Here is a 15,668-nt window from a genome sequence, read left to right on the forward strand (position 1 = left end):
CTCGGTGGTGGTGAAGGACTCCTCGACGGCGCGCAGGTCGCGCAGCGTCCGCAGCTCGTCGAGGTGGCGGGCCCGGCCGGCGGCCATGCTCACCGCGGCGTTCCGGGCGGCTCCGACGGCGAGTGTCGCGTCGGCCCTGCGGACCAGCGCGCCGACGACGCGGGCGACGCCGTTCGCGGGGGTGGGGATCATGTCGGACCTCCGAGTGCATCGGGGGACAGGCGACCGACCGGACAGAACCTAGTACTGATGACCCGTTCTGTCACGGTCCGCCCCGTTTCGCCGCCCGTCGTCACGTCGACCAGTCAAGCGGGTCGGTGTTTCTCCCGGGTGACGTGCGCGCAACGGTGGGTCGACGGTCGGTGACTGGCGGGCCGCCGGGGTGACGCCCGGTCGGAGGGTCGGGTGGCGATGACCCAGCAGGTATCGGCGCCGGGGGCGCGCGCTTTAGCCCGTCCGGACGGCGTCCGGACGGGGATCGTTCGCACCCGGGTGACCGCCGGGGGTCAGCGGCCGCGCATCGCCTTGCGGTCGGGGCGGACCCGCGTCGGGTCGACACCCTTGGGGATCGGGGGCCGGACGCCGCCGAGCGCCCGCAGCCGGCGGGACACCTCGCTGACCTCCTGCTTGCTGATCGCCGGGCGCATCCGGGACAGCTTGCTGTTGAGCTTCTGCAGCGGCACCTGGTCGGCGCCGTCGCCGGCGTGGAGGACCGTCACGGGCACGTTCGGCAGCAGCCGCGCGGTCTTCTTGCGCTCGGCGTCCGCGAGCCGGTTGACCCGGGGGAGCGGGCCCTCGGTGACGAGGACGACGCCGGGGCGGCCGACGGCGCGGAACACGAGGTCCTGGGTGCGCTGGTCGAAGGCGACCGGCTCCTGGTCGACGTTCCAGCCCCGGCGCAGGCTCGTCAGCGCCGCACCGACGGCGCCGGGCTGGCCGGCGATCTGCGTGTACGCGGCGCGCTCGGCGCGGCGGGCCAGGATGAAGGTCGCGAGGAGGAAGCCGAGCGGCACCGACAGCACGAGCACGTAGTACGGGTGGTCGACCGCGGCCCCGATGGCGACGCCGAGCGCGACCGGCCCGAAGAAGCCGAGGAGCATCCACCACGGCAGCGCGGGGTCGGCCTTGCGGGTCATCGTGAAGACGGCCCGCAGCTGGGCGACCCGGCCCTGCTTCTTCGGGGCGCCGTCACCGCCACCGCGACGACGGAGGAACCCGCGCCGCGCCGGTGCGGCGTCGGGCGCGGGGGAGCTGCCGGAGGATCCACGTGCCATGACCCAGAGGATACGGGCCCCGGCGCGGCCGGCGTGCACGACCATGGGCGGTCACCCCGGACGGCGCAGGCCGACCGGCCCGCAGGTCAGCCCGCGGGTCAGCCCGCAGGTCAGCGGGCGAGCAGCGCCGACGCCTCCTGGCGGGCCGTGCCGGGCTCGGCGAGGTGCGCGAGCTCGGGGCGGATCGGCCGGCCGCGCCGGGTCATCGCCTGCGCCCACAGCCGGCCGGCGCGGTACGACGAGCGCACGAGCGGACCGGACATGACGCCGAGGAACCCGATCTCCTCGGCCTCGTCGCGCAGGTCGACGAACTCCTCGGGCTTCACCCACCGCTCCACGGGGTGGTGCTTCGGCGAGGGCCGGAGGTACTGGGTGATCGTCAGCAGGTCGCAGCCCGCGTCGTGCAGGTCGTGCAGCGCCTGGGAGACCTCCTCGCGGGTCTCGCCGAGGCCGAGGATGAGGTTGGACTTCGTCACCAGGCCCGCGGCCCGGCCCTGCGCGACGACGTCGAGGGAGCGCTCGTACCGGAACGCCGGGCGGATCCGCTTGAAGACCCGCGGGACCGTCTCGACGTTGTGCGCGAAGACCTCGGGGGCGGCGTCGAAGACCTGCTGGAGCAGCCCGGGGTCGCCGGAGAAGTCCGGGACGAGGATCTCGACGCCGGTGCCCGGGTTGAGCGCGTGGATCGCCCGGATCGTCTCGGCGTAGAGCCAGGCGCCCTCGTCGGGCAGGTCGTCGCGGGCGACACCGGTGACGGTCGCGTAGCGCAGACCCATCGCCAGCACGCTCTCGGCGACCCGGCGCGGCTCGTCACGGTCGAGCGGCTCGGGCCTGCCGGTGTGGATCTGGCAGAAGTCGCAGCGGCGGGTGCACTCGCTGCCCCCGATGAGGAAGGTGGCCTCGCGATCCTCCCAGCACTCGAAGATGTTGGGGCAGCCCGCCTCCTGGCAGACCGTGTGCAGGCCGCCGGACTTCACCAGGCCCGTGAGCTCGGTGTACTGCGGGCCCATGTGCGCGGTCGTGCGGATCCACTCGGGCTTGCGCTCGATGGGGACCTCGGCGTTGCGCGCCTCGACGCGCAGCATCTTGCGTCCCTCGGGGACGACCGTCACGGCCGGGCTCCTCTCGTCGTCCACGCCCAGCCTAAGCGCCGACCGGCGCGGGGGTATGCCCGGGCCGACGGTGACCCTCGCCGCATAAGGTCGGGTCATGCTGCTGCGCGTCTTCACCGAACCCCAGCAGGGCGCCCGCCATGCGGACCTGCTCGCCGTCGTCCGCCGCGCCGAGGATGCGGGGTACGACGCGTTCTTCCGCTCCGACCACTACCTGCCCTTCTCCGGCAACGGCCGCCCTGGCCCGAGCGACGCCTGGACGACGCTCGCCGGCCTCGCCCGGGAGACCACCCGGATCCGGCTCGGGACGCTCGTCAGCCCGGCGACCTTCCGGGAGCCGGCCGTGCTCGCGCTCCAGGTCGCGCAGGTGGACGACATGTCCGACGGCCGGGTCGAGCTGGGCCTGGGGGCGGGCTGGTTCGCCGAGGAGCACCTGGCGTTCGGCCTGGGGTTCCCCGAGCCCTCCGAGCGCTTCGACCGGTTCGAGGAGCAGCTCGAGATCATCACGTCGCTGTGGTCGATGCCGGTGGGGGAGCGGTACACCTTCGAGGGCGCCCACCACCGGGTCGTCGACAACCCGGGGCTGCCCAAGCCGGTCCAGGCGCAGGTGCCGATCATCGTCGGCGGCGGCGGGAAGCGGCGGACGCCGCAGCTCGCGGCGCAGTACGCGACCGAGTTCAACATCGGCTTCTGCGATCTCGACGAGGTCGCCGCCCGGGTCGGGCGGGTCCGGGCGGCCTGCGCCGCCGCGGGCCGGGACCCGGCGACGCTGGCGCTCTCGTACGCCGCGACGACCGTCGTCGGCCGGGACGACGCCGAGGTCGCCCGACGGGTGCAGGCGATCGGCGCTGACGCGACGGAGCTGCGCCGGGACGGGCTGTGCGGCACGCCGGCCGAGGTCGTCGACCGGCTCGGGGCGCTCGCGGCCCTCGGGGTCGACCGGGCCTACGTCCAGCTGCTCGACCTCGCGGACCTCGACCACGTCGACCTCGTCGCGAGCGAGGTCATGCCGCAGGTCGCCTGAACGGGCCGGACGAGGGGAAGGGCTCAGCCCTTCGCGCGCCGGGCCAGGTACCCGCCGAGGTCGGCGTCCGCCAGGTGCCGCTCGACGAGCGGCACGACCTCGGCGACGGTGACGTCGCGGCCCAGCTCGGCGGACAGCGACGTGACCCCGGCGTCGGCGATCCCGCACGGGACGATCGCGGCGAAGCCCGCGAGGTCGGGGTCGCAGTTCAGGGCGAAGCCGTGCATGGTCACCTGCCGGCTCACCCGGATGCCGATGGCGGCGATCTTGCGCTCGGGCCGGCCCTGTCCCGAGGGGCCGTCGGCGGCCACCCACACCCCGGAGCGGCCCGCGACCCGGCCGGTCGTCACGCCGAGGTCGGCGCAGACGTCGATGAGCACCTGCTCGACCCGCCGGACGTAGGCGACGACGTCGATCGGGGCCGCGAGCCGGACCACCGGATAGCCGACGAGCTGCCCGGGACCGTGCCAGGTGATCTTCCCGCCGCGGTCGACGTCGTGCACCGGGGTGCCGTCGAACGGCCGCTCGTGCGGCTCGGTCTGGCTGCCCGCCGTGTACACCGCGGGGTGCTCCAGGAGCAGCACGGTGCCCGGCGCGGTGCCGGCGACGACGGCGGCGTGCAGGTCGCGCTGCTGCTGCCAGGCCTCGAGGTAGTCGACCCGGTCGTCGCCGAGACCGGCCCGGACGACCCGGACCGGACCGGGCACGGCGTCGGGCGCGGCGGTTGCCGGGGGCACGGCGGACGTCGGGGCGGACATGCCGTCAGCCTACGTCGCGGTCCTCGGCCGGCCCGCTGCCGGTCGGCCCGTCGGGTGCCGACGCCTCCGGCCAGCGCTGCCGGGACCGGCGCCGGACGACGGCGACGAGCGCGCGGCGCAGCGCCTCGACGTCCTCGACGGCGTCGGCGAAGTAGCCCTCGGCGACCTCGATGTCGCTCGCCCGCAGGTACGTGCGCCGTCCGGACTCGGTGAGGCTCACGACGACCCGGCGGCGGTCGGCCTCGTCCCGGTGCCGCTCGACGTACCCGGAGCGCTCGAGCCGCTCGACGGTGCGGCTCATCGTCTGGTCCTCGACCTGGACGGCGGCCGCGAGCTCGCGCTGGGTCATCGGCCGGGTGCCGAGCACGTGGAGGACGGCGAGGCTGGCGTGGTTGAGGTCCCAGCGCGCGAGGTGGGTGTTCCACTCGTGCTCGACGAGGCGCGCTGCGGACGACAGGAGCCGCCCTGTCGGCCACGTCTCGATCGGGTCCACGGCGTAACGGTACGCCCCGCGCGTCGGACCTTCGAGGTGCGGCCGGTCGCGCCGGGCAGCAGTATTGTCGGCGCTGCTCAGCATGCTGAACATTCTCCGGCCGGTCGACCTCCCGGCCTGCCGGACGTCCACCACCCCCGATCCCGGAGCCTGACCCGTGACCGCCGAGCTCGACACCGCCTCCGACACCCCGCCCGCCGCCCCGCAGGGCCTCTGGCCCCGGCTGCGGCACTGGCTCCGCACCCGCCGCTGGTTCGTCCTGGGTCTGGCCCTCGTCATCGCCTGGCTCGCCGTCGGCGGGGTCGCGGGGCCGTACTCCGGCCGGCTCGCCGAGGTGCAGAAGAACGACGCGTCGTCGTTCCTGCCCGCGGACGCCGAGTCGACGAAGGTGTCGGACCTGCAGGCGAAGTTCGCGCAGACGCAGTCGTTCCCGGCGTTCGTCCTGCTCGAGTCGGACACCGCGCTCACCCCCGAGCAGCTCTCGGCCTTCCAGGCGTTCGCCGAGCGGATCCCGTCGGTCGAGGTACCGGTCACGGGCGCCGCGGCCGCCAAGGTCGGCGACTTCCTCGTCCCCGGGCCGATCCCGGTCGTGCCGTCCCAGGACGGCAAGGCCGCGCTCGCCCTGGTGAGCTTCGACGTCAAGGACATCGGGATCACGCTCGCGGACGGCGAGAGCCCGATCCAGCGCTCCGTGCAGGAGATCAGGGCGCTCGAGGGCTCTGTCGAGACCGCCGGGGCGCAGGTCTACGTCGCCGGCCCCGGCGGCCAGCTCGCCGACCTCGTCGAGGCGTTCGGCGGCATCGACGGCGTCCTGCTGCTCGTCGCGCTCGGCGCGGTGCTCGTCATCCTGCTCGTCGTCTACCGCAGCCCCGTCGTGCCGTTCCTCGTCATCTTCTCCGCGGTCTTCGCGCTGAGCCTCGCGAGCGTCGTCGTGTACTTCCTCGCGAAGAACGACGTCATCACCCTCGACGGGCAGGGCCAGGGCATCCTGTCGATCCTCGTCGTCGGTGCCGCGACCGACTACGCCCTCCTGCTCGTCGCGCGCTACAAGGAGGAGCTGCGCCGGCACGACGACCGCTTCGAGGCGATGCGGTTCGCGTGGCGGCGCACCCTGGAGCCGGTGCTCGCCTCGGGCGGCACGGTCATCCTCGGTCTGCTCTGCCTGCTCCTGTCCGACCTCGGCCCGACCCGCGGCCTCGGCCCGGTCGGCGCGATCGGCATCGCCGCGGCGATGCTCTCGGCGCTGACGTTCCTGCCGGCGATCCTCGTCGTCCCCGGGCGGACGACGTCCGGCGAGCACGGCCGCTGGATCTTCTGGCCCGGCGTGCCGCACGTCGGCAGCCAGGGCGCCGAGACCCGCGGCATCTGGGCCCGGGTCGCGCGCCTCGTGGGCACCCACCCGCGCCGGGTCTGGGTCGTCACCGCGATCGTGCTCGTCGGGCTCGCCGCCTGGCTGCCGACGCTCAAGGCGGACGGCACGAAGCAGTCGGACGTCTTCCTCGTGACCGTCGAGTCCGTGACCGGTGACGAGCAGCTCGCGCAGCACTTCCCCGGCGGCTCCGGCAGCCCGACGGTCGTCATCGGCCCGGCGGCGGACGCCGACCGGCTGGTCGCCGCGGTCAAGGGTGTCGACGGGGTCGCCTCCGTCGTCCCGACGACGGACGCCCCCGCGGCCGCCACCGGCCCCGACGCGAACTCCACGGTGCCCAAGGTCGTCGACGGGCTCGTCCAGCTCGAGGTCACGCTCAGCGACCCCGCCGACTCACCGCAGGCCGACGACACCGTCCGGGCGCTGCGCACGACGCTGGACGGGGTGAGCAAGGACGCGCTCGTCGGCGGCGTCACCGCGCAGAACCTCGACGTCCGGGACATCTCGGCGGCCGACCGCAACCGGATCATCCCGCTCATCCTGCTGGTGATCTTCGTCGTCCTCGCGCTGCTGCTGCGCTCGCTCGTCGCACCGGTGGTCCTCATCATCGCCAACGTGCTGTCGTTCGCGGCGACGCTCGGGACGTCGGCGCTCGTCTTCAACCACGTCTTCGACTTCCCGGGGTCGGACCCGACCGTCGTGCTCTACGGCTTCGTGTTCCTCGTGGCGCTCGGCATCGACTACTCGATCTTCCTCATGACGCGGGTGCGCGAGGAGTCGATCCGGCAGGGCACCCGGCCCGGCATCCTCACCGGGCTGTCGGTCACCGGCGGCGTCATCACGAGCGCGGGCATCGTCCTCGCGGCGACGTTCGCGGCGCTCGGCGTGCTGCCGATCCTCTTCCTCGCGCAGATCGCCTTCATCGTCGCGTTCGGCGTCCTGCTCGACGCCCTCGTCGTGCGGTCGCTGCTCGTGCCGGCGCTCTCGTACGACATCGGCCGCCGGGTCTGGTGGCCGAGCCGGCTGGCCCGGGCGGACCAGCCGGTCGACTGACGGCCGGACGGCGGACGGCGGCGTCACCCCCGCACGGGTGACGCCGCCGTCCGCGGTCCTGGCGCGGGTCAGCGCTGGTAGACCCGCAGGTAGTCGATCGAGTACGCGGCCGGGAACGCCGTCGAGGCGTCCGGGCTGCCCGGCCAGGTGCCGCCGACCGCGAGGTTGAGCCGCACGTAGAACGGCTTGGCGAACGCGTCGTCGAGCCAGGAGGTCGTCGTCGACGTCCGGCTGTAGGTCAGCTTCCCGTCGATGTACCAGCGGATCTCGCCGCGCTCCCACTCGGTGGCGTACGTGTGCCAGCCGGCGGAGACGTCGAACGGGGTCGTCGCGACGCTGACCTGCTTGGGGTGCGTGCCGTTGTAGTCGTACCAGATCGTCTGGTGGATCTTGTTCGACGTGTCGGCGCCCGCACCGCTGCCGATCGCCTCGAGGACGTCGAGCTCGCCGGTGCCGCCGCCGACGGGCCGCAGCCAGAACGCCGGCCACAGGCCCTTCGACGCGCCGGGCGCGAGCGGCAGCTTCGCCCGGATCTCGAACCGGCCGTACGTCCAGGCGTTCTTCGTCTTGAGCATCGCCGACGTGTACGAGCGGCCGCCCGGGAAGCGCGCGTCGCTGCTGCCGCACGCGATCGGGGTGGCCTCGCGGCGGGCGCGCAGGGTGAGGACCCCGGCGGAGGCGGAGATGTTCTCCGGCCGGTTCATGAGGCAGGCCAGTTCGGAGTTGCCGTCGCCGTACGTCGACCGGTTCTCGACGGTCCAGTCGGCGGGGTCAACGGCGCCGTCGAACTCGTCGGACCAGACGAGGTTCCAGCCGGCCGGGACCGGCGCGGGCTTCGTCGGCGTCGGCGTCGGGGCCGGGTCGGTGCTCTTCGTCGGGGCCGGAGCGGTCGCGCTGCCGTCGCCGACGGTGGGGGACGGCGACGCGGTGGCGGTCGGGGCCTGCGTGGCGGTCGCGGTCGGCCCGGGATCCGGGGAGGCCGACGGGGACGCCGGGACGGGCACCGGTGCCGCGGCGGCGTCCGGCGCCGGCCCGCGGTCGACGAGCTTGACGTCGTCGACGAAGAACGAGGCGCCGGCCGGGAGCGCCCGCCCGAGGACGTTGAGGTCGAGCGTCGCGCCGTCCGCGGCGGCCGTGTAGTCGACGGCGACGCGGTGCCAGCCGGTGTCGCCGGCGACGACGGTCCGCGTCTGCTCGCCGAGCAGGGTCCCGGCGCGGTACTCCATGAGCCGGACGGCGAGCCGGCGGCCCGCGACGTCGGCCTTGACGTAGGCGCGGGCCCGGTAGCGGTGCCCGGCGACGGTCTTCGCGACGGTGTTCACGGTGTCGTTGAGGGCGCCCGTGCGGGTCGTCGAGCCGCTGTTCGTCACGAGCGCCGCCCAGTCGCCGTCGTGGCCGGGACTGACCCGCTCGACGGTGAACGGTGCGCTCGTGTACCAGCCCGCGAGGCCGTCCTCGAAGTCGCGGTTCGCGACGAGGTTGGTCGTCGTCGCCTGGGCGACACCCGCGGCCACGGAGCCGCCGACGACGACGGTCGAGGCGAGGACCACGGCGACCGCGCGTCGTCCGGGGCGGACGGACCGGGTGCGGTCGTTGCTGTGGCGCACGAGCATCGCCGGGGTCACCTGGTGTGACGGTTCCGAGCGATGCCGGGGCCCTGGCCTGGCCTGATCGACGATCACGGTTGCGGAATGTAGCGGGGGTTCCCCCGTTCAGCCCATGTGCGGACGGTAGTGGTGACGTGACGTCGTGGTCGGCGCCGCGGCGCTGCCCCCTCGGGATTCCACCGTGCGACCTGCGGAAACGCCGCCAACGTCCGGTGGTGCGGATGGGGCCCGTGGGGTTGGAGTAGTGACTCAGATCACGACGACCAAGATGTCGAAACGGTCTTCATAACGTGCCCTTGATCCGGTAGCGCCGGATCGGTGAACGCGTCGTGCTGGCAGGGTGGACCCATGAGCCCACGTGTCGCCCTCGTCGGGTACGGGTCGGCCGGCCGGGGCATCCATGCCCCGCTGCTGGCGGCCGCGGGTGCTCCGCCGGCGGTCGTCGTCACCGCGGACCCCGGCCGCGCGGCACAGGTCGCCGCCGACCTGCCGGACGCGCTCGTCGCCCCCGACCTCGGTGCGGCCCTGGCGACCGGCCCGGACCTCGTCGTCGTCGCGTCGCCGAGCGGCGTCCACGCCCTCAACGCCCTCGCGTGCCTCGAAGCGGGGGTGCCCGTCGTCGTCGACAAGCCGCTCGCCGTCGACGCCCGCCAGGCCGCGGACGTCGTCGACCTGGCCGCCGCGCTCGGGGTGCCGATGACGGTGTTCCAGAACCGGCGCCTGGACCCGGAGAACCTCACGCTCGCCCGGCTGCTCGCGGACAGGGCGCTCGGCGAGGTGCACCGGTTCGAGCGGCGCTGGGAGCGCTGGCGCCCCGTGTCCAAGGACCGCTGGCGGGAGAACGCCCCGGCGGCCGAGGGCGGCGGCATGCTCCTCGACCTCGGGCCGCACCTCGTCGACGTCGCCCTCCTGCTCTTCGGCCCGGCCGTCGCGGTGTACGCCGAGACTGCCGCCTGGACGACGCGCGCCGAGGACGAGGCCTTCCTCGCCCTCGAGCACGCGGGCGGCGTCCGCAGCCACCTCACGATGTCGTCCGTGGCCGGTGCGCCCGGCCCGCGGACCCGGGTGCTCGGCTCCGCGGGCGCCTACGTCGTCACCCGGTTCGAGGCCGAGGCGCACGCCTTCGGCGGCTTCGAGGACGAGCCCGGGTGCACCGGCTGGCTCGTCGCGGGGGAGGACCGGGCACCGGTGCCGACCGCGCCGGGCGGGCACGGCGACTTCTACCCCGCCGTCCTCGCCGCGCTGGCCGCGCCCGACGCCGCGGCGCGGCAGGCGGCGATGCCGGTCGACCCGCGGGACGCCGTCGCGACGGCCCGGGTGCTCGACGCCGCGCGGGAGTCCGCGGCGCAGCGGCGGGTCGTCGGGCTCGCCTGAACGTGCCGGCCGCTGCGCCGGCGCGGGTCAGCCCATCCCGACGAGCGTCGCGTTCGCCGCGGCGTCCAGCGGCTCCCGCCGCGGGACGGCGAGCCCGAGGTGCTCGAGGACCGCGTTCGCGGCCCGCCGGCCGGAGACGAGCGCGCCCTGGATCGAGGCGGAGTCCCGGTGGTCGCCCGCGACGAACCGGCCGCCGCCGAGCACGACCGGGCGGCGGACGTCGAGCGGCGGGTCCATCGCCGTGAGCGCCTGCGGGATCGCGTGCGTCACGAGGAGCTCCCACCGGCTCGTGTCGGTGCCGTAGACGTCCCCGAGCTGGACCCGCAGGGTCTTCTCGGTCGCCGGGTCGCCGGCGTCCCCGAGGACCGTCGAGGCCACGAGTGCCCGGCCGGACCCGTTGCGGGACAGAGGGTCCGGTGAGTACGACGGGGCCGCGTTGGTCATGACGACCGTGTTGACGAGCGGCCCGCGCCGGTCGCCGTCCACGTGCAGGGCGGCCGACGCCGTCGGCCGCTCCGGGGCGACGTGCCAGAAGGTCGTCAGCGCCCGGACCCGCGGCACCGGCAGGTCGAGCAGGGCGGCCGCGGTCGCCGGGTCGGCTGCCACGACGACGGCGCGGGCCGTCGTCCGGCCGTGCGAGGTGGCGACGCCGTCACCCGCGACCGACCCGACCCGGACGCCGTAGCGCACCGACCCGGCCGGCAGCCCGGCCGCGAGCTGGTCCGGCATCGCCTGCATCCCGGCCCACGGCACCGCGGGGCTGCCCTTGACGAAGCTGCGCACGAGCAGCTCGACGAAGCGCCGGGACGTGCTGCCGTCGTCTTCGGCGAGGGTGCCGGCGAGGAAGGTGTCGACGACCTCGCGGCGGAGCGCGCCGCGGACGCCGATGCGGTCGAGGAAGACGCCCCACGGCTCGTCGGGGGCGCTCAGCAGGTCCCGTGGGTCGCGCAGGGCGCAGCGCAGCGCCCACCGCGCGAACGCGGCCTTCTCGCCGACCGACCCCGGGCCGCGCAGGCCGCCGGAGACCGCCCGAAGGAGGCTCGACGGGGGGACGCGGCGCGGGTCGGCCATGAGCCGGCGGCCGGCCGCGTCCGCGACGACGACCCCGGCCGGGAAGGACTGCAGCCGCAGCGCCGGCAGGTCGAGCACCCGGCGTGCCTCGGGGTAGGCGGGGTTGAGCAGCTGGAAGCCGCGGTCGCACCGGAAGCCGTCGACGACGTCCGTCCGGACCCGGCCGCCGGGGCCGTCCGCGGCCTCGAGCACAGCGACGTCGAGGCCCGTCCGGGCCAGGACGCGGGCGCACGCCAGACCGGCGAGCCCGGCGCCGACGACGACGACGTCGGCGCGCTCGGGCGCGCCGGTGCTGCCGGCAGGGGCGGCGGCGGGCCCGGGCGCAGGGTCGGGGCTGACGGCGTTCGACGGGTCCGGGCTCACCCGGTCGACGCTAGCGCCGACCGGGTGCTCCTGCCGCGGCGAAACCCTGGGCTGTGGACGACGAACCGGCGGCGGGCCGTCGGCGGCGGGACCTGTGGACGACGGACGCACGCCGCGGTGGACCTGGGGCACCCTGTGCGGCGTGGATCATGACTCGTCTGCGTTCGGTGCGTCGTCCGTGCCGTCGTCCGTGCCGCCGCTCGTGCCCGGCCTCGTCCTGGGCCGGCTGCTCGGGCGCGGTGCGCACGGCACCGTCTGGGAGGCCCGTGACCCGGTGACCGGCGACCGGGTCGCGGTCAAGGTCGGGCGCCGCCCCGACGACGCGCGGACCACCCGGGAGGCCGCGCTGCTCGCCCGGGTCGACCACCCGCACGTCGTGCGGCTGCGCAACCTCGTCGAGTGCCCCGACGGCACCCGCGCCCTGGTCCTCGAGCTCGCCGGCGGCGGCAGCCTCGCAGGGCTCGTCGCCGCGCGCGGCCGGCTGGGCCCGGGCGAGACGGTGACGGTCGCGGTCGGGCTCGCGCGCACCCTCGCGGACCTGCACGCCCTCGGGCTCGTCCACGGCGACCTGACGCCCGGCAACGTGCTGCTCGCGGACGACGGGCGGCCGCTCGTCGGCGACCTCGGCGTCGCCGGGGTGCTCGGCCGGGCGGACGGCGAGCGCTGGGGCACGACGGGTTTCGCCGACCCCGCCGACGGGCCGGCGGACGACCCGGCGCGCGACGTGCACGCACTCGGGGCGGTCGTGCGGTTCTGCCTGACCGGCTCGCCGGACGCCGGCACGGGCCCGGCCGCCGGTCACCCGGCCGGCGGGACGGCGGGCGCGACGGCCGACGCGCTGCTCGCCCTCGCGGACCTGTGCACCGGTGACCGGCCGGACCGCCGGCCGGACGCCGCCGAGGTCGCGCGGCTCGCGTGGACGGCGGGTCCGGCGGAGCCGCTGCGGCTCGTCGCCGCCGGGGCCGCGGCCGACGCCGCCCCGGACGACGCCGGGGCGGCCCGGACCCGGCAGGCGCGGGACCAGGTCACCGCGGCGCTGCTCGGGCGGTCCGACGCCGGACCGGGGGCGACCGACGTCACGCGCCGGGTCCGGGACGCCGCCCGGTCCGCGGCGGACCGGCAGGCCGCGGCCGCCGAGGCGGGCCGGGAGCACCGCCGCCGCCGGGTGCGGCGCGCGGTCCGCACGGGGCTGGTGCTCGGCGGTGCGGTGGGGGTCGGCGGCCTGGTCGCGGTGCTCGCCGCGACGTGGCTCGTCGACGACCGGACGGGACCGGCGGGCCCCCGGTCCGGGCCGTCCGGGTCACAGCCGTCAGGGTCACAGCCGCAGGGGGCGCAGCCGCCCGGGGCACGAACGGCAGGACCGGGGCTGCCCGGGGCCGGGACGTCGTCCGGCGCCGGTCCGTCGCGGCCGGCCCCGGCGGCCGTGGCGCGGGCCGTCGAGCGGCTCGCCGCGGCGCGGGCCGCGGCGTTCGGGTCGGCGTCCGTCGCGGGGCTGGGCACCGTCGACGAGGCGGGCTCGCCGGCGCTGGCGGCGGACCGGGCGCTCGTCGACCGGCTCGCCGCGCGCGGGCTGCGGCTGACCGGGCTGAGGTTCACGGTGTCCCGGGTCCGGGTGGTCCGCGCCGACGGCCCGACGGTGACGGTGACGGCCCGGGTCGCGACGTCCGCGCACCGGCAGGTCGGCGCCGACGGCGCCGTCGTGGCCCGGGTGCCGGCGGGGGCGGCCCGACCGGTCCGGCTCGTGCTCGTCGAGACCGCGGACGGCTGGCGGGTGCGCAGCGTCGCCCCGGCCTGAGCCGGGGGTCAGGACTGCGCGCGCAGCCACTCCGCGGCGGAGTCGAGGTCGGGGTGCCGGAACGAGAATCCGGCGTCGAGCAGCGCCTTGGGCAGCATCCGCTGGCTCGCGAGGACGTCCGCGGCGAACTCGCCGAGCACCGCCCGCAGCGCGATCGCCGGCGCGGGCAGGAGGGCCGGCCGGCGGAACGCCCGGCCGAGCGCCTTGGTCAGCTCGCCCTGGCGCTGCGGGTTCGGCGCCGACAGGTTGACCGGCCCCTCGACGTCCTTCTCCAGGAGGAACTCCAGCGCGGCGGTCTCGTCCTCGAGCGTGATCCACGGCCACCACTGCCGGCCGTTGCCGAGCGGGCCGGCGACGCCGAGCTTGAGCAGCGGGAGCAGCCGCCCGAAGGCGCCGCCGGTCGGCGCCATGACGAGGCCCGTGCGGGCGTAGGTGACCCGGATCCCGGCCTGCGCCGCGGGGACGGCCTCGGCCTCCCACGCGTGAACGACCTCGGCGAGGAAGCCCTCGCCGGCCCCGGACGTCTCGGTGAGGACCTCGTCGCCGCGGCTGCCGTAGTAGCCGACCGCCGACCCGGAGACGAGGACCCGGGGGAGCGGGTCGAGCTTCGTGAGCGCCTCGACGAGGGTCCGGGTGCCGAGCACCCGGGAGTCCCGGATCTGGCGCTTGTAGTCGTCGGTCCAGCGGTGGTCGCCGACGCCCGCGCCCGCGAGGTGCACCGCGCCGTCCACGCCGGCGAGCCCGTCGAGGTCGACGGTGCCGCGCTCAGGGTCCCAGCGGACCTCGTCACCCGCCCGGGGCGGACGACGGACGAGCCGGACGACCTCGTGCCCCGAGGCGTGCAGCCGGGTGACGAGGGCGGTGCCGATGAGACCGGACGCGCCGGTGACCACGATCTTCACGCCTCCCATCGTGGCGCGTCCGCGACCCGGCCGCCCGCCGAGACACGGGCCGCGCGCGGCCCGGTCGGGATCGGGGCACGATGGCCGGTGTGAGCGACGACATGGGCGACGGCGGGTCCGCGACGGACGACGGGGTCGAGGTGACCGCGCTGGCGGTCAACGTGACGATCCCCGAGCACCTGCGCTGGACCGACACCCGGCGCGGCGAGACGTTCCTGCTCATGACGCTGAACATCCGGCTGCTCCCCGACGGTCACGTCGCCGCGAAGGCGTACGGGCGCCCGGTCGCCGGGGGCCGCGGCGCGTACGTCTCGTTCGCCGTCCCGGACCGGCCCGAGCTCGCACGGCTCGTCGCCGCCGGCGCCGACCGGGCCGGCGTTCTGTGGGCCGCGCACCGCGGGCTGCGCTGAGCGGACGCGGAGGGCACCGGGACGCGCGGACGGCGCCGTTCCCCGTGGGGAGCGGCGCCGTCCGGCGTGTGCGAGCGATCAGAGACCGAGGTCGGCCTCGAAGGCGCCCTCCTCGAGGCGCGCCTTGACCGTCGTGAGGAAGCGCGCGGCGTCCGCGCCGTCGACGATCCGGTGGTCGTACGACAGGGCGAGGTAGACCATCGAGCGGACCGCGATCGTCTCGCCGCCGTCGCCGTCCTGGACGACGACCGGCCGCTTGACGACCGCGCCGGTGCCGAGGATCGCGACCTGCGGCTGGTTGATGATCGGGGTGTCGAAGAGCGCGCCGCGGCTGCCGGTGTTCGTCAGCGTGAACGTGCCGCCGCCGAGCTCGTCCGGGGTCACCTTGTTGTTGCGGGTGCGGTCGGCGAGGTCGGCGATCTTGCGGGCCAGGCCGGCGATGTTGAGGTCGCCCGCGCCGTGGATGACCGGCACGAGCAGGCCGCGCTCGGTGTCGACGGCCACACCGAGGTTCTCCTCGCCGTGGTAGACGACCTCGTCGCCCTGGATGCTCGCGTTGACGACCGGGTACGCCTTGAGCGCCTCGACGGCCGCGAGCGCGAAGAACGGCAGGAAGGAGAGCTTGCTGCCCTCGCGGGCCTCGAAGTCGCTCTTGGCCCGGGCCCGCAGGCGCGCGATCCGGGTGACGTCGACCTCGACGACCGTCGTCAGCTGGGCCGAGACCTGGAGCGACTCGACCATGCGCTGCGCGATGACCTTGCGCAGGCGGGACATCTTCTCCGTCGTCCCGCGCTTGGCGGACACGCTCACCGCGGGCTTGGCCGCGGCGGCCGCGGCCGGTGCGGCGGGGGCCGCAGCAGGGGCCGCGGCCGCCGCCTTGGCCTTCTCGGCGGCGTCGACGACGTCCTGCTTGCGGATCCGGCCGCCGACCCCGGTGCCGGTGAGGCTCGAGAGGTCGACGCCCTGCTCGGCCGCCATCCGGCGGACGAGCGGGGTGACGTAGCCCGCGTCGGCGGCGTCCTCACGAAGATCCTCGTCGGCGAGGACGAGACCGTCGCCGTCG

The 15,668-nt window shown here is 75.8% G+C and carries 14 protein-coding genes; 5 read left to right on the forward strand and 9 right to left on the reverse strand.

Features of this window, described 5'->3' with window-relative positions; translation table 11 throughout:
* The 3 genes from EDJALFJO_RS09125 to lipA all read right to left on the reverse strand — a co-directional run.
* Positions 1–192: hypothetical protein (locus tag EDJALFJO_RS09125; RefSeq protein WP_143448399.1), on the reverse strand; the 192-nt coding region annotated here is incomplete at its 3' end.
* Between the two features lie 314 nt (positions 193–506).
* Positions 507–1,274: a DUF4191 domain-containing protein gene (locus EDJALFJO_RS09130; protein WP_088284410.1), complete on the reverse strand. Its 768-nt coding sequence runs from the start codon at positions 1,272–1,274 to the stop codon at positions 507–509.
* Between the two features lie 110 nt (positions 1,275–1,384).
* The gene (gene lipA / locus EDJALFJO_RS09135) at positions 1,385–2,386 is read right to left on the reverse strand and encodes a lipoyl synthase (protein ID WP_088284392.1); all 1,002 of its coding nucleotides are present in this window, start codon (positions 2,384–2,386) and stop codon (positions 1,385–1,387) included.
* 97 nt (positions 2,387–2,483) lie between these two features.
* Between lipA and EDJALFJO_RS09140 the strand changes: the two genes are divergently transcribed.
* A complete protein-coding gene (locus EDJALFJO_RS09140; protein WP_088284394.1) occupies positions 2,484–3,410 on the forward strand; it encodes an LLM class F420-dependent oxidoreductase in 927 nt (308 codons plus the stop codon).
* A 23-nt stretch (positions 3,411–3,433) separates the two neighbouring features.
* On the opposite strand, the gene lipB is transcribed toward EDJALFJO_RS09140, so the two are convergent.
* Positions 3,434–4,168: a lipoyl(octanoyl) transferase LipB gene (gene lipB / locus EDJALFJO_RS09145; RefSeq protein ID WP_088284396.1), complete on the reverse strand. Its 735-nt coding sequence runs from the start codon at positions 4,166–4,168 to the stop codon at positions 3,434–3,436.
* A gap of 4 nt (positions 4,169–4,172) precedes the next feature.
* Positions 4,173–4,661, reverse strand: coding sequence for a MarR family winged helix-turn-helix transcriptional regulator (locus tag EDJALFJO_RS09150; RefSeq protein WP_198950152.1), 489 nt, complete (start codon positions 4,659–4,661; stop codon positions 4,173–4,175).
* 157 nt (positions 4,662–4,818) lie between these two features.
* Here EDJALFJO_RS09150 and EDJALFJO_RS09155 point away from each other — a divergent pair, with 157 nt between their 5' ends.
* Positions 4,819–7,083: an MMPL family transporter gene (locus EDJALFJO_RS09155; protein WP_198950153.1), complete on the forward strand. Its 2,265-nt coding sequence runs from the start codon at positions 4,819–4,821 to the stop codon at positions 7,081–7,083.
* A 68-nt stretch (positions 7,084–7,151) separates the two neighbouring features.
* Here EDJALFJO_RS09155 and EDJALFJO_RS09160 read toward each other — a convergent pair whose 3' ends face one another.
* A complete protein-coding gene (locus tag EDJALFJO_RS09160) occupies positions 7,152–8,696 on the reverse strand; it encodes a family 16 glycosylhydrolase (protein WP_143448400.1) in 1,545 nt (514 codons plus the stop codon).
* Between the two features lie 342 nt (positions 8,697–9,038).
* On the opposite strand from EDJALFJO_RS09160, the gene EDJALFJO_RS09165 reads away from it, so the two are divergent.
* A complete protein-coding gene (locus EDJALFJO_RS09165) occupies positions 9,039–10,064 on the forward strand; it encodes a Gfo/Idh/MocA family protein (protein WP_088284400.1) in 1,026 nt (341 codons plus the stop codon).
* A 27-nt stretch (positions 10,065–10,091) separates the two neighbouring features.
* Here the strand turns inward: EDJALFJO_RS09165 and EDJALFJO_RS09170 are convergent, their stop codons facing one another.
* Positions 10,092–11,498: an NAD(P)/FAD-dependent oxidoreductase gene (locus EDJALFJO_RS09170; protein ID WP_088284402.1), complete on the reverse strand. Its 1,407-nt coding sequence runs from the start codon at positions 11,496–11,498 to the stop codon at positions 10,092–10,094.
* 142 nt (positions 11,499–11,640) lie between these two features.
* Here EDJALFJO_RS09170 and EDJALFJO_RS09175 point away from each other — a divergent pair, with 142 nt between their 5' ends.
* A complete protein-coding gene (locus EDJALFJO_RS09175) occupies positions 11,641–13,293 on the forward strand; it encodes a serine/threonine-protein kinase (RefSeq protein WP_158220353.1) in 1,653 nt (550 codons plus the stop codon).
* Positions 13,294–13,301: 8 nt separating this feature from the next.
* Here EDJALFJO_RS09175 and EDJALFJO_RS09180 read toward each other — a convergent pair whose 3' ends face one another.
* Positions 13,302–14,204, reverse strand: coding sequence for a TIGR01777 family oxidoreductase (locus EDJALFJO_RS09180; protein WP_088284406.1), 903 nt, complete (start codon positions 14,202–14,204; stop codon positions 13,302–13,304).
* A gap of 92 nt (positions 14,205–14,296) precedes the next feature.
* Here EDJALFJO_RS09180 and EDJALFJO_RS09185 point away from each other — a divergent pair, with 92 nt between their 5' ends.
* On the forward strand, positions 14,297–14,605 hold the full coding sequence (locus EDJALFJO_RS09185) for a hypothetical protein (RefSeq protein ID WP_088284416.1): 309 nt from the start codon (positions 14,297–14,299) through the stop codon (positions 14,603–14,605).
* A 78-nt stretch (positions 14,606–14,683) separates the two neighbouring features.
* Here EDJALFJO_RS09185 and sucB read toward each other — a convergent pair.
* A partial coding sequence (gene sucB, locus EDJALFJO_RS09190; RefSeq protein WP_088284408.1) for a 2-oxoglutarate dehydrogenase, E2 component, dihydrolipoamide succinyltransferase occupies positions 14,684–15,668 on the reverse strand: 985 nt, incomplete at its 5' end.

Origin of the sequence: Kineosporia sp. A_224 (genome assembly GCF_002198655.1) — a bacterium.
In the GTDB taxonomy this organism is placed as follows: Bacteria; Actinomycetota; Actinomycetes; order Actinomycetales; family Kineosporiaceae; genus R-H-3.

What these genes read in the sequence shown, in the direction of transcription:
- EDJALFJO_RS09185 (WP_088284416.1), top strand. Translation starts at nt 14,297, where the DNA reads ATGGGCGACGGCGGGTCCGCGACGGACGACGGGGTCGAGGTGACCGCG.
- EDJALFJO_RS09165 (WP_088284400.1), top strand. Translation starts at nt 9,039, where the DNA reads ATGAGCCCACGTGTCGCCCTCGTCGGGTACGGGTCGGCCGGCCGGGGC.
- lipB (WP_088284396.1), bottom strand. Translation starts at nt 4,168, where the DNA reads ATGTCCGCCCCGACGTCCGCCGTGCCCCCGGCAACCGCCGCGCCCGAC.
- EDJALFJO_RS09160 (WP_143448400.1), bottom strand. Translation starts at nt 8,696, where the DNA reads ATGCTCGTGCGCCACAGCAACGACCGCACCCGGTCCGTCCGCCCCGGA.
- EDJALFJO_RS09140 (WP_088284394.1), top strand. Translation starts at nt 2,484, where the DNA reads ATGCTGCTGCGCGTCTTCACCGAACCCCAGCAGGGCGCCCGCCATGCG.
- EDJALFJO_RS09180 (WP_088284406.1), bottom strand. Translation starts at nt 14,204, where the DNA reads ATGGGAGGCGTGAAGATCGTGGTCACCGGCGCGTCCGGTCTCATCGGC.
- EDJALFJO_RS09130 (WP_088284410.1), bottom strand. Translation starts at nt 1,274, where the DNA reads ATGGCACGTGGATCCTCCGGCAGCTCCCCCGCGCCCGACGCCGCACCG.